Origin of the sequence: Pseudomonas sp. GD03875, assembly GCF_029840585.1 — a bacterium.
In the GTDB taxonomy this organism is placed as follows: Bacteria; Pseudomonadota; Gammaproteobacteria; order Pseudomonadales; family Pseudomonadaceae; genus Aquipseudomonas; species Aquipseudomonas paralcaligenes.
The window spans coordinates 1-12521 of sequence record NZ_JAOCCV010000016.1 but is presented as its reverse complement, the minus strand read 5'-3'; the positions used below and the strand labels follow the sequence as shown (position 1 = coordinate 12521).

The following is a 12521-nucleotide window of genomic DNA, read 5'->3' as shown; positions in this document are numbered from 1 at the left end:
CCACTGAATGTCCCTCTCCCGCGTCACCGTCACCGCGGTGCGGAACCTGCACCCGGTGACGCTCTCTCCCTCCCCTCGCATCAACATCCTTCACGGCGCCAACGGCAGCGGCAAGACCAGCGTGCTGGAGGCCATCCATCTGCTCGGCCTCGCCCGCTCCTTCCGCAGCAACAAGCTGCAGCCGATGATCCAGTACGAGCAGCCGGCCTGTACCGTATTCGGGCAGGTGCAACGGGAAGATGGCCTGCACAGCAACCTGGGGATTTCCCGCGATCGTCAGGGTGAGTTGCAGATTCGCATCGACGGACAGAACGCCCGAAGTACCTCCCAGCTCGCCGAGATATTGCCGCTTCAGGTCATCAATCCGGACAGCTTTCGCCTGCTGGAAGGCGCGCCCAAGGTTCGCCGGCAGTTCCTCGATTGGGGAGTGTTCCACGTGGAACATCGCTTCCTACCGGCCTGGCAGCGGCTGCAGAAGGCCCTGCGGCAAAGAAACTCGTGGCTGCGGCATGGTACACTGGACGCCGCGTCGCAAGCGGCCTGGGACCGTGAGCTGTGCCTGGCCAGCGACGAACTGGATGGCTATCGACGGGCCTATATCCAGGCCCTCAAGCCGGTGTTCGAACAGGTGCTGAACGAGTTGGTGGAACTGGAGGGACTGACCCTCAGTTACTACCGTGGTTGGGACAAGGACAAGCCGCTGGCCGAAGTGCTGGCCTCTACCCTGCCCCGTGACCAGCAGCTCGGTCATACCCAGGCAGGTCCGCAGCGTGCGGACCTGCGCCTGCGGTTGGGGGCTCACAATGCCGCGGAGATTCTGTCCCGCGGACAACAGAAGCTGGTGGTCTGTGCGCTTCGTATCGCCCAGGGCCATCTGCTAAACCAGGCCAAGCATGGCCAATGCATCTATCTGGTGGACGACCTGCCGTCGGAGCTGGATGAGCGACACCGACAGGCCTTGTGCCGACTGCTGGACGATTTGCAGTGCCAGGTGTTCATCACCTGTGTCGACCAAGACTATTTAAAGGATGGCTGGCGCATGGACACGCCGGTCGCCATGTTCCACGTGGAACATGGAGTGATCACCGCATCGGAGTGAACGCATGAGCGACGAGATCAACACGTACGACTCCTCGAGTATCAAGGTACTCAAAGGCCTGGATGCCGTACGCAAGCGCCCGGGCATGTACATCGGCGACACCGATGACGGCACCGGCCTTCACCACATGGTGTTCGAGGTGGTGGACAACTCCATCGACGAGGCGCTGGCCGGCTACTGCTCCGAGATCAGCATCACCATCCACCCCGACGAATCCATCACCGTGCGCGACAACGGGCGCGGCATTCCGGTGGACATGCACAAGGAAGAAGGCGTGTCCGCGGCAGAGGTCATCATGACCGTGCTGCACGCCGGCGGTAAGTTCGACGACAACAGCTACAAGGTCTCCGGCGGCCTGCACGGCGTGGGTGTGTCCGTGGTCAACGCTCTGTCCAAGGAGCTGATCCTGACCATCCGCCGCAGCGGCAAGATCTGGGAACAGACCTATGTGCACGGCGTACCCCAGGCCCCGCTGGCCCCGGTTGGCGACAGCGAAGGCACCGGTACCCAGATTCACTTCAAGCCGTCCGACGATACCTTCAAGAATATCCACTTCAGTTGGGACATCCTGGCCAAGCGTCTGCGCGAGCTGTCCTTCCTCAACTCGGGCGTCGGCATCCTGCTCAAGGACGAGCGCAGCGGGAAAGAGGAGCTGTTCAAGTACGAGGGCGGCCTGAAGGCCTTCGTCGAGTACCTGAACACCAATAAGACCATCGTCAACCAGGTGTTCCACTTCAACATCCAGCGTGAGGAAGACGGCGTCGGTGTGGAAGTGGCCCTGCAGTGGAACGACAGCTTCAACGAGAACATCCTCTGCTTCACCAACAACATCCCGCAGCGTGACGGTGGTACCCACCTGGCCGGTTTCCGCTCTGCGCTCACCCGCCACCTGAACAACTACATCGAGCAGGAAGGGCTGGCGAAGAAGTTTAAGATCGCCACCACCGGCGACGATGCCCGCGAAGGCCTGACCGCGATCATCTCGGTCAAGGTGCCGGACCCGAAGTTCAGCTCGCAAACCAAGGACAAACTGGTCTCCTCCGAGGTGAAGACCGCGGTTGAACAGGAAATGGGCAAGTACTTCGCCGACTTCCTGCTGGAGAATCCCAACGAGGCCAAGGCCGTGGTCGGCAAGATGATCGACGCCGCCCGCGCCCGTGAAGCCGCGCGCAAAGCCCGCGAGATGACCCGCCGCAAGGGCGCGCTGGATATCGCCGGCCTGCCGGGCAAACTCGCGGATTGCCAGGAAAAAGACCCGGCGCTGTCCGAACTCTACATCGTGGAGGGTGACTCCGCGGGCGGCTCCGCCAAGCAGGGCCGCAACCGCAGGACCCAGGCGATCCTGCCGCTCAAGGGCAAGATCCTCAACGTCGAGAAGGCGCGCTTCGACAAGATGCTCTCCTCCCAGGAGGTGGGCACCCTGATCACCGCGCTGGGCTGTGGCATCGGCCGCGAGGAGTACAACATCGACAAGCTGCGCTACCACAACATCATCATCATGACCGATGCCGACGTTGACGGTTCGCACATCCGCACCCTGCTGCTGACCTTCTTCTTCCGCCAGCTGCCGGAGCTGATCGAGCGCGGCTACATCTACATCGCCCAGCCGCCGCTGTACAAGGTGAAGAAGGGCAAGCAGGAGCAGTACATCAAGGACGACGAGGCCATGGACGAGTACATGACCCAGTCGGCCCTCGAGGATGCCAGCCTGCACGTCAACGAGAACGCCCCGGGCCTGTCCGGTGCGGCGCTGGAGCAGCTGGTCAACGAGTACCGTGCGGTGATCAAGACCCTCGGTCGCCTGTCCCGCGTCTACCCGCAGGACATCACCGAACACATGGTCTACCTGCCGCGTGTCTCGGTGGAGCAACTGGCCGACCAGGGCGCCATGCAAGACTGGCTGCAGGCCTTCCAGGCTCGTCTGAAGGGCGCCGAGAAGTCCGGCCAGACCTATTCCGCCAGCCTGCGCGAGGATCGTGAGCGTCACCTATGGCTGCCGGAAGTCGAAGTGCTGGCCCACGGCCTGTCCAGCTACATCACCTTCAACCGCGACTTCTTCGCCAGCAACGACTACAAGTCGGTCACCGCCCTCGGCGACCAGCTCAACAGCCTGCTGGAAGACGGTGCCTACGTGCAGCGTGGCGAGCGCAAGAAGTCGGTCTCGACCTTCAAGGAAGCGTTCGAGTGGCTGAAGGTCGAGAGCACCAAGCGACACAGCATCCAGCGCTACAAGGGTCTCGGCGAGATGAACCCGGAGCAGCTGTGGGAAACCACCATGGACCCGACTGTGCGCCGCATGCTCAAGGTGACCATCGAGGACGCCATCGCTGCCGATCAGATCTTCAACACCCTGATGGGCGATGCCGTGGAGCCGCGCCGCGACTTCATCGAGTCCAACGCCTTGGCGGTGTCGAACCTGGACTTCTGATCGGTTCGCTGTAAAAGAAAAACCCCGGCCTGGCGCCGGGGTTTTTTATTGCAGGGGGAGTAGCCAAAGGCTTACACGCGAAGGCGGAAAGGGACTCTGCCCTCCCGCTCGGGCTTTGGCTAATCTAGCCACACCTACCGGGAACAAGGATGTCCCGGGTCAAGGAAGACAGACCGCGCCAGGATGGCAAACGACAGGATGTCGGAAGGTCGCGAAAAACCCGCTTCGGCGGGTTTTTTGTTGCCCGCCATCCATGTGAGCGGTTATAGGGCGCGCGGGGCCGCCCAGGCTGTGCGCACCGGACCGTATATAACTTTGCGGTGCACCCTACAACTTGGCCTCAAGCCCACCAGTAGCGCACGAAGTGGAAGAAGATCGGCGCCGCGAAGCAGACCGAGTCCATGCGGTCGAGCATGCCGCCGTGGCCTTCGATCATGTGGCCCCAATCCTTCACGCCCCGGTCGCGCTTGATCGCCGACATCACCAGACCACCGGCGAAGCCGAGCAGGTTGACCACCAGGGCCATCAGCGCCGCCTGCCAGAAGCTGAACGGGGTGATCCAGAATAGGGAGGCGCCCACCAGGCTGGCCAGCGCCACGCCTCCGACGAAGCCCTCGACGGTCTTGGAGGGCGACAGTTTGGGCGCGATCTTGTGCTTGCCGGCCAGCTTGCCGCAGACGTACTGCAGCACGTCGGAGAGCTGCACCACCAGGATCAGCCAGGCGATCAGCAGCAGGTTGCGTCCTTCGTAACCGGGGATGTCCAGCGTCAGCAGCGCCGGCACCGCGGACACGCAGTACACCGCGATCATCAGCCCCCACTGCACCTTCGAGGCCCGCTCCAGGAAGCGTGTGGTATCGCCGCCCAGCGACGCCAGGATCGGCAGCAGCAGGAACAGGTAGACGGGAATGAAGATGGCGAACAGGCCGTACCAGTCCAGGGCGATCAGCAGGTACTGCATCGGCAGCGCGAAATAGAAGGCCGCAGCCAGCGCCGGATAGTCGCTGCGCCGGGTCGGCGTCAGGGTGAGGAACTCGCGCAGGGCGTAGAAGGAGACGAAGTAGAACAGCAGGATCACGCCGTTGTTGCCGAACAGGAAGGCGAGGCCGATCACCAGCACCATGGCCCACCAGGCGTCGATCCGCGCGTTGAGGTTCTCGATCACCGCGTTGGGCGTCTGGCCCGCCCGGTGGCGCAGCACCCGGGCGATGAGAGTGGCCAGCAGGAGTACGGCGCCGATGCCGGCGAACAGCAGGATTGTATTGCGATCCATCTCAGACCTCCTCCGGAGCCAGGGCCAGCAGGGCGTTGCGTGCGCGTTCGAGGAAGGCGGTCTTGTCCTCCCCGGCGATGCGTTCCAGCGGTGCGCCGAAGCTCAGGGTGCAGAGCAGCGGCAGCGGAAGCGCCCTGCCCTTGGGCATCACCCGGTTGAGGTTGGCGATCCACACGGGTATCACCTCCACCTCGGGCATTGCCTGGGCGAGGCGGAAAAGGCCGCTCTTGAAGGGCAGCAGCTGTTCTTCGGTGAGGTTGCGCGTGCCCTCCGGGAAGATGATCAGCGAGTCGCCCTGTTCCAGCGCATCCAGCATCGCCTGCAGGGGATTGGCCTGGGGCGAGCGCTGCTCCCGGTCGACCAGCACGGCGTTGAACACGTCGCGGATGAGGAAGCGGCGCAGATTGCCGTTCAGCCAGTAGTCGGAGCCCGCCACGGGACGGGTGCGCCGCCGCAGCTCCGGCGGCAGCGAGGCCCAGAGCAGCACGAAGTCGCCGTGGCTGCTGTGGTTGGCGTAGTAGAGGCGCTGGGTGGGCTGTGCGGTGCAGCCCAGCCAGAGCGCGCGGGCGCCGGTCAGCAGCCGGGCCGCCGAGGTGATCGCGAAGGACGTGAGGGAAGCGAGCATGGATGACTCCTTTATCCGGCCATGCGTAGCATGGCTTGGCGGGATGGCCGGCCCGCTGGGCATGCCGTCCCGGTTGTACAGCGAACTAGACGGTCCCGACCTCGGCCAGGCCCTGGCGCACGCGATTGATCAGGGTCGCCACCAGCAACAGCAGGACGATCACGAGCAGCCCGTTGATCCAGGACGAAGGCAGCCACCCGGTGGCGACGCCGGCGCCGAGCACGCCGAAACAGAAGGCGCGATCGCTCTTGCCCATGGGGCCGTCGTAGCGGCGGGAGGCGCCGACCATGGGGCCGAGCACGCCGGCGTACTCGCTGATCAGCGCCAGGACCACTACCAGGATGACCAGTGTTGGCGAGACGCCGGCGAGCAGGGCGAAGGGCAGGTACAGGGCGCTGTCCGCGACCACGTCGCTCAGCTCGTTGAGGTAGGCACCGAGCTTCGATTGCTGGCCGAACTCCCGGGCCAGCATGCCGTCCACGGCGTTCAGCGCCATGCGCAGCAGCATCCACAAGGGGATCAGGGCGAAGAGCCAGGTGTGCTGGGGCAACCAGGCCAGCAGCGCGCCCAGCAATACCGAGACGGCGGCGGCGGTCAGCGTCACCTGATTGGCGGTGACCCCGCGTGCGTGCAGGCGTGTGACGCCGGGGCGCAGCAGGTTCTGGAAGCGGGGCTTGAGCTGATAGATCGAGGGCATGCGCGGAAATGCCTTTGACGAGGTGGGACAGTTAGCTTAACCGCTCTGCCCAGCGGACATGCGGCGTGGAACGTGCGGCGGTACGCGAAAATACTTATACCCCGATGCGCGTCAACCGGCCTGAAGAGGAATTAGCCGGAATATCAGCCAGTTGAGACGCCTAATGGCACACTGATGGTATTTCCTGCACAGCTTATCCACAGGCTCAGGCCACGCTGGAGGCGCTTTCCGTGCTGACTACCGGCGCTACGCCGCTGATCTGTTCCTGGGTCTGGGCCACCCATTTGAAGGCGCGCTCGTTGAGCTCGGCGATGGCGCGCGGGCCGGTGCCCTCGGCGTGCATCACCGGGCCGATCACCACCTGGATGGTGCCTGGGTACTTGGCCCAGCCCTGCTTCGGCCAGAACTCGCCGGCGTTGTGCGCGATAGGCAGCACCGGCAGACCCGCGTTCACTGCCAGTGCGGTGCCGCCACGAGAGAACTTGCCTATCTGCCCTGGCGGGATGCGCGTGCCTTCGGGGAACACCAGTACCCAGGCGCCCTGCCGGATGCGCTCGTCGCCCTGCTTGGCCAGTTGCTTGAGCGCCGCCTTGGGATTGCTGCGGTCGATGGCGATCGGTCGCAGCATGGCCATGGCCCAGCCGAAGAACGGCACGTAGAGCAGTTCGCGCTTGACCACCTGTGACAGCGGTTCGAAGAAGGCTGACAGGAAGAAGGTCTCCCAGGTGCTCTGGTGCTTGGCGAGAATCACGCAGGGCTGCGCGGGGACGTTTTCCAGGCCGTGCACTTCGTAGCGGATGCCGACCACCACCTTGGCCAGCCAGGTGGCGCTGCGGCACCAGGCCTGGATGACGAAACGGTAGCGGGCGCGGAACGGCAGCAGCGGCGCGATGAACACGCAGAGGATGCACCAGAAGAAGGAGCTGGACGACAGCAGCAGGTAGAAGAAGAAGGTTCTGATGGCCTGCACTGTCGTCATGGGACTCGGGCTCTCCTAGAGCAGAAGCTGGTCGGCTATGGCCGCCAGATCATCGAATATCAGGGTTCCCGCTGGCAACGGCTTGGCCAGCGTGCGCTCGCCCTTGCCGGTTTTCACGAGAACGGGTTGGCAATTGACGGCCAGGGCGGCCTCGAGGTCACCGGCGCTGTCTCCGACGAACCAGACGCCCGCCAGTTGCGTGCCGTAATGCGCCGCGATCTGCCGCAGCATGCCGGGCTTGGGCTTGCGACAGTCGCAGCCGTCGTCCGGGCCGTGCGGGCAATGCACGATCAGGCCGACCTCGCCGCCCTGCTCCGCCACCAGCTGGCGCAGGCGCGCATGCATGGCGTTCAGGGTGGCCGCGTCGTAGTAGCCGCGCGCCAGGCCGGACTGGTTGGTGGCCACGGCCACGGTCCAGCCGCCCTTGCTCAGGCGCGCGATGGCGTCGATGGAGCCCGGGATCGGAATCCACTCGTCGAGGGACTTGATGTAGGCGTCGGAGTCTTCGTTGATGACGCCGTCGCGGTCGAGGATCAGTAGCTTCATCGCTGTTTAAGCCTCGAGCCGTGAGCTTCAGCGCGTGAAGCCCACGGCTCTTCGCCTGCCGGGCGTCAGCCCAGCACCGAGATGTCGGCGACGCCGAGGAACAGGCCGCGCAGCTGGTTCAGCAGCGCGTAGCGATTGGCCCGCACCGAGGCGTCCTCGGCGTTGACCAGCACGGCCTCGAAGAAGGCGTCCACCGGCTCGCGCAGAGCGGCCAGGCGCTCCAGCGCCACCCGGTAGCGACGCTCGGCGGCCAGCGGTTGCACGGCCTGGCTGGCCTGCTGGATGGCGGAGTACAGGCTGAACTCGGCCGGATTGTCGAAGTAGTGGGCTTCGGCGCTGGCGGCGACCTGGCCCTCGTACTTGCCGAGCAGGTTGGACACGCGCTTGTTGGCGGCGGCCAGGGCTCCGGCCTCCGGCAGCTGGCGGAACGCCTGCACGGCCTGCACCCGCTGGTCGAAGTCCAGCGGCGAGGCGGGCTTGAGGGCGCGCACGGCCTGGTACACGGTCACCTCGACGCCCTCGTCCTCGTAGCGGGCGCGCAGGCGGTCGAAGACGAAGTCCAGCACCTGGGTGGCCAGGCCGTCGGCTTTGACCTTGTCGCCGTACAGGCCGATGGCGAAGGTCACGGTCTCGACCAGGTCGAGGTCCAGCTGCTTCTCGATGAGGATACGCAGCACGCCGAGGGCGGCGCGGCGCAGGGCATAGGGGTCCTTGGAGCCGGTCGGCAGCATGCCGATGCCGAAGATGCCGACCAGGGTGTCCAGCTTGTCGGCCACCGCCACGGCGGCGCCCGTCAGGGTGCCCGGCAGCTCGGCGCCGGCGCCGCGCGGCATGTACTGCTCGTTCAGCGCCAGGGCCACGTCGTCGGTTTCGCCATCGTGCCTGGCGTAGTAGTAGCCGGCGATACCCTGCATTTCCGGGAACTCGCCGACCATCTCGCTGGCCAGGTCGCACTTCGACAGGATGCCGGCGCGGGCCGCGCGGCTGGCGTCGCCACCGATGCGCTCGGCGATGAAGGCGGCCAGCTTCGACACCCGCTCGGCCTTGTCGAACACACTGCCCAGCTGGGCCTGGAACACCACGTTGGCCAGGCGCTGGTTGCGGGTTTCCAGGGGCTGGCGCTTGTCCTGCTTGAAGAAGAATTCGGCGTCGGTGAGGCGCGGGCGCACCACCTTCTCGTTGCCGGCGACGATCTGCGCCGGGTCCTTCGATTCGATGTTGGCCACGGTGATGAAGCGCGGCAGCAGCTTGCCGTTGCCGTCGAGCAGACAGAAGTACTTCTGGTTGTCCTGCATGGTGGCGATCAGCGCTTCCTGCGGCACTTCGAGGAAGCGTTCCTCGAAGGAGCAGACCAGCGGCACCGGCCATTCGACCAGGGCGGTCACTTCATCGAGCAGCGCTGGAGGGACGATGGCTGTGCCGTTCTCGGCGCTGGCCAGCGTCTCGACGCGGCCGGCGATCTGCTGGCGGCGCTCGGCGAAGTCGGCGACCACATAGGCGCCGCGCAGGTCCTCGGCATAGCTCGCCGGGTTGCTGATAGGCACGTCGCGGTTGGCGTGGAAGCGATGGCCGCGGGAGGTGCGGCCGGCCTGCTGGGCGAGGATCTCGCAGTCGACGACCTGGTCGCCGAACAGCATCACCAGCCACTGGGTCGGACGGACGAACTCGTCCTTGCGCGCGGCCCAGCGCATGCGCTTCGGAATCGGCAGCTCGCCCAGCGAGGCCTCGACGATGCCCGGCAGCAGGCCAACGGCTGGCTGGCCGGCGATGGACTGGCTGAACTTGAGTTTCGGGCCGCTGCGGTCGATCTGGCCCAGGTCGACGCCACACTTCTTGGCGAAGCCCAGGGCCGCTTGGGTCGGCTTGCCCTCGGCGTCGAAGGCGGCCTGCACGGGCGGGCCGTCGAGGTTGACGGTGCGGTCCGGCTGCTGCGCGGCGAGCTGCTCGACGAGCACCGCAAGGCGACGCGGGGCCGCGTAGAAACGGGCGCTGGCATAGGCCAGGCCGGCATTCTTGAGGCCTTTCTCGATACCGGCGAGGAAGGCTTCGCCGAGGCTTTTCAGCGCTTTCGGGGGCAGCTCTTCGGTGCCCAGTTCAACCAGAAAATCCTGAGCGCTCATTATTCGGCCTCCTTCAGCTTCGCCAGCACTTCGTCACGCAGTTCGGGGGTGGCCATCGGGAAGCCGAGCTTGGCGCGGGCCAGCAGGTAGCTCTGGGCGATGCTGCGCGCCAGGGTGCGCACGCGCAGGATATACTGCTGGCGCGCGGTCACCGAGATGGCGCGGCGGGCGTCGAGCAGGTTGAAGCTGTGCGAGGCCTTGATCACCATCTCGTAGGCCGGCAGCGGCAGCTGCAGTTCCATCAGCCGGTTGGCCTCGGACTCGTAGAAGTCGAACAGGTCGAACAGCTTGTCGACGTTGGCGTGCTCGAAGTTGAAGGTGGACTGCTCCACTTCGTTCTGGTGGAACACGTCGCCGTAGGTGACCTTGCCGAACGGGCCGTCGGAGTAGACCAGGTCATACACCGAATCCACGCCCTGCAGGTACATGGCCAGGCGCTCCAGGCCGTAGGTGATCTCGCCGGTGACCGGGTAGCACTCGACGCCGCCGACCTGCTGGAAGTAGGTGAACTGGGTGACTTCCATGCCGTTCAGCCAGACTTCCCAGCCCAGGCCCCAGGCGCCGAGGGTCGGCGATTCCCAGTTGTCCTCGACGAAGCGGATATCGTGCACCAGGGTGTCGACGCCGATGCGGCGCAGCGACTCCAGGTACAGGTCCTGGATGTTCTCCGGGTTCGGCTTGAGCACCACCTGGAACTGGTAGTAGTGCTGCAGGCGGTTGGGGTTCTCGCCGTAGCGGCCGTCGGCCGGGCGGCGCGAGGGCTGCACGTAGGCGGCGTTCCAGGTTTCCGGGCCGATGGCGCGCAGGAACGTGGCGGTGTGGAAGGTGCCGGCACCCATTTCCATGTCGTAGGGCTGCAGGATCACGCAGCCCTGCTCGGCCCAGTAGCTCTGCAGGGCGAGGATCAGGCCTTGGAAGGTGCTCACGTCGGGCTTGGTCTGGCTCACGAATTTCACCGGTATCGAGGCTTAGGCGGAAAGCCGCGCAGTATACCCGAACGCATCCCGCCTGACCCAGCCGCGCCGGGCCTTGCCAGGGGCAAGCGGGCGAAGACCTCAAACGGAAGGCAGGTAGAAAAATCCGTCATTCCCGCGAAGGCGGGAATCCAGACGCAGGCCACCGCGCCCCTGGGTCCCCGCCTGCGCGGGGACGACGGGTGTTGGGCGCGCGTGGGCAGCCTGCCGTTGCGCGCAGCGTGGCGAATCCGTTAATTTGAGAATAATTATCATCTTTAACGGTCCGCAGAGCCCCATGAGCAGCGAGCGCACTTTTGAACGGGATGTAGAGCGTCTCTACCTCGACCATCATGGCTGGCTGAAAAACTGGCTGCGTCGGCGCCTGGGCGAGGCGGCGGATGCGGACGATCTGGTGCAGGACACCTTCGTCCGGGTCCTCCGCAGCCGCGCCGCGGTCCACGAACTGCGCCAACCGCTGGCCTACCTCGCCACCATCGCCAACAGCCTGCTGGTCAACCGCTGGCGCCGGCTGGCCGTCGAGCGGGCCTATGCCGAGGCGCTGGCGGCGCAGCCGGAAGCCGTGGAGCCGTCGCCGGAGGACCGGCTGTTGCTGATCGAGGCACTGGTGGAGATCGACGAGCTGCTGCACGGCCTGTCGCCGCGGGTGCGGCAGATCTTCTTCCTGTCCCAGCTCGACGGCTTGACCTACCCGCAGATCGCCACCCGGCTCGGGCTCAGCGTCAACCAGGTGCAGAAGGCCATGGGCAAGGCCTTCGCCGCCTGCTACGCCAACCGCTACGAGTGACCGCCATGAGCGAAGCGCCCATCGCCCCCGCCATCCGCGACCAGGCCATCGCCTGGTTCACCCTCGCCCAGTCCGGCTGCTTCGGCGAGGCCGAGCGCCTGCAGCTGGAAAGCTGGCGCCGCGCCGACGGCGAGCACGAGCGGGCCTGGCAGCGCCTGGCGGGCATTCCCCAGGGCCTGCGGGCCAGGGCGGAGATGCTGCGCGACCCGGCGGCGCGGCGCGCGGCGGAGCAGACCCGCCCCATGGACCGGCGCCAGGCGCTGAAGGTGCTGGTCGGCGCCGGGCTGCTCGGCGCTATGGCCTGGCAAGGGCACGACAGCCGCCTGCTGCAGGGCGCGCTGGCCGACCTCTCCACCGCCACCGGCGAGCGCCTTCACCAGCGCCTGGCCGACGGCAGCGAGCTGTGGCTGAACACCGCCAGCGCGGTGGACGTGCGTTTCGATGCGGCCCAGCGCCTGCTGCGCCTGCGCCACGGCGAGCTGGAGCTGCTGACTGGCCAAGACCCGCGTCCCCTGGTGGTGCTGACCGCTGAGGCACGGCTGCGCCCGCTCGGCACACGCTTCAGCGTGCGCCGCGACGACGGCGGGCGAGGCACCCTGCTGGGCGTCAGCCAGGGCCGGGTGGCGGTGGAGCCGCTGGACGGCTCGCCTGGCCGGATCGTCGAGGCCGGCTGGCAGACCCGCATCGACGCCAGCGGAGTCGCCCCCGCCTGGCAGGCAGACGGGAGCGGCACGGCCTGGGTCGACGGCTTCATCGTCGCCGAGCGCATGCGCCTGGGCGATTTCGTCGCCGAACTCTCGCGCCATCGCCCCGGTGTGCTGCGCTGCGACCCGGCCTGCGCCGACCTGCGCCTGACCGGCTCGTTCCCGCTGGACGATGGCGAACGCATCCTCGCCCTGCTGGAAAGCAGCCTGCCGGTGCGGGTGTCGCGGCTGACGCCGTACTGGGTGACCCTCCTGCCGCGGTAGTGAGCGGGTGCTCAGGAGCCGCTTT

11 protein-coding genes are annotated in these 12521 nt (G+C 66.2%); 4 read left to right on the top strand and 7 right to left on the bottom strand.

Annotated features, from left to right (window positions below; translation table 11 throughout):
• Positions 1-7 precede the first annotated feature (7 nt).
• Together recF and gyrB are read left to right on the top strand one after the other, a co-directional pair.
• Positions 8-1099: a DNA replication/repair protein RecF gene (gene recF, locus N5D30_RS15155; protein ID WP_279909627.1), complete on the top strand. Its 1092-nt coding sequence runs from the start codon at positions 8-10 to the stop codon at positions 1097-1099.
• A 4-nt stretch (positions 1100-1103) separates the two neighbouring features.
• Positions 1104-3527 carry a DNA topoisomerase (ATP-hydrolyzing) subunit B gene (gene gyrB, locus N5D30_RS15150; protein ID WP_279909626.1) on the top strand — a complete coding sequence of 808 codons (2424 nt, stop codon included), beginning with the start codon at positions 1104-1106 and terminating at the stop codon, positions 3525-3527.
• 340 nt (positions 3528-3867) lie between these two features.
• Here gyrB and N5D30_RS15145 read toward each other — a convergent pair whose 3' ends face one another.
• The 7 genes from N5D30_RS15145 to glyQ form a co-directional block, all read right to left on the bottom strand.
• The gene (locus N5D30_RS15145) at positions 3868-4800 is read right to left on the bottom strand and encodes a phosphatidate cytidylyltransferase (RefSeq protein ID WP_220815821.1); all 933 of its coding nucleotides are present in this window, start codon (positions 4798-4800) and stop codon (positions 3868-3870) included.
• A gap of 1 nt (position 4801) precedes the next feature.
• Positions 4802-5425 carry a lysophospholipid acyltransferase family protein gene (locus N5D30_RS15140; RefSeq protein ID WP_279904079.1) on the bottom strand — a complete coding sequence of 208 codons (624 nt, stop codon included), beginning with the start codon at positions 5423-5425 and terminating at the stop codon, positions 4802-4804.
• An 85-nt stretch (positions 5426-5510) separates the two neighbouring features.
• Positions 5511-6122, bottom strand: a complete 612-nt coding sequence (locus N5D30_RS15135) for a CDP-alcohol phosphatidyltransferase family protein (RefSeq protein ID WP_279909625.1) — start codon at positions 6120-6122, stop codon at positions 5511-5513.
• Positions 6123-6327: 205 nt separating this feature from the next.
• Entirely contained in the window at positions 6328-7101 is a 774-nt protein-coding gene (locus tag N5D30_RS15130; RefSeq protein ID WP_220815824.1) for a lysophospholipid acyltransferase family protein, read from the bottom strand.
• A gap of 15 nt (positions 7102-7116) precedes the next feature.
• Positions 7117-7647 carry a D-glycero-beta-D-manno-heptose 1,7-bisphosphate 7-phosphatase gene (gene gmhB / locus N5D30_RS15125; protein WP_279909624.1) on the bottom strand — a complete coding sequence of 177 codons (531 nt, stop codon included), beginning with the start codon at positions 7645-7647 and terminating at the stop codon, positions 7117-7119.
• A gap of 65 nt (positions 7648-7712) precedes the next feature.
• On the bottom strand, positions 7713-9767 hold the full coding sequence (glyS, locus tag N5D30_RS15120; RefSeq protein ID WP_279909623.1) for a glycine--tRNA ligase subunit beta: 2055 nt from the start codon (positions 9765-9767) through the stop codon (positions 7713-7715).
• On the bottom strand, positions 9767-10714 hold the full coding sequence (glyQ, locus tag N5D30_RS15115; RefSeq protein WP_220815827.1) for a glycine--tRNA ligase subunit alpha: 948 nt from the start codon (positions 10712-10714) through the stop codon (positions 9767-9769). The genes glyS and glyQ overlap by 1 nt, the downstream gene beginning before the upstream one ends.
• Positions 10715-11018: 304 nt before the next feature.
• On the opposite strand from glyQ, the gene N5D30_RS15110 reads away from it, so the two are divergent.
• Positions 11019-11528: a sigma-70 family RNA polymerase sigma factor gene (locus tag N5D30_RS15110; protein WP_279909622.1), complete on the top strand. Its 510-nt coding sequence runs from the start codon at positions 11019-11021 to the stop codon at positions 11526-11528.
• Positions 11529-11533: 5 nt separating this feature from the next.
• Positions 11534-12496, top strand: a complete 963-nt coding sequence (locus N5D30_RS15105) for a FecR domain-containing protein (RefSeq protein WP_279909621.1) — start codon at positions 11534-11536, stop codon at positions 12494-12496.
• Positions 12497-12521 lie beyond the last annotated feature (25 nt).

Excerpts from the sequence above, each read along its gene's own strand:
- recF (WP_279909627.1), top strand. The coding sequence starts at position 8 with ATGTCCCTCTCCCGCGTCACCGTCACCGCGGTGCGGAACCTGCACCCG.
- gyrB (WP_279909626.1), top strand. The coding sequence starts at position 1,104 with ATGAGCGACGAGATCAACACGTACGACTCCTCGAGTATCAAGGTACTC.
- N5D30_RS15145 (WP_220815821.1), bottom strand. The coding sequence starts at position 4,800 with ATGGATCGCAATACAATCCTGCTGTTCGCCGGCATCGGCGCCGTACTC.
- N5D30_RS15140 (WP_279904079.1), bottom strand. The coding sequence starts at position 5,425 with ATGCTCGCTTCCCTCACGTCCTTCGCGATCACCTCGGCGGCCCGGCTG.
- N5D30_RS15135 (WP_279909625.1), bottom strand. The coding sequence starts at position 6,122 with ATGCCCTCGATCTATCAGCTCAAGCCCCGCTTCCAGAACCTGCTGCGC.
- N5D30_RS15130 (WP_220815824.1), bottom strand. The coding sequence starts at position 7,101 with ATGACGACAGTGCAGGCCATCAGAACCTTCTTCTTCTACCTGCTGCTG.
- gmhB (WP_279909624.1), bottom strand. The coding sequence starts at position 7,647 with ATGAAGCTACTGATCCTCGACCGCGACGGCGTCATCAACGAAGACTCC.
- glyS (WP_279909623.1), bottom strand. The coding sequence starts at position 9,767 with ATGAGCGCTCAGGATTTTCTGGTTGAACTGGGCACCGAAGAGCTGCCC.
- N5D30_RS15110 (WP_279909622.1), top strand. The coding sequence starts at position 11,019 with ATGAGCAGCGAGCGCACTTTTGAACGGGATGTAGAGCGTCTCTACCTC.
- N5D30_RS15105 (WP_279909621.1), top strand. The coding sequence starts at position 11,534 with ATGAGCGAAGCGCCCATCGCCCCCGCCATCCGCGACCAGGCCATCGCC.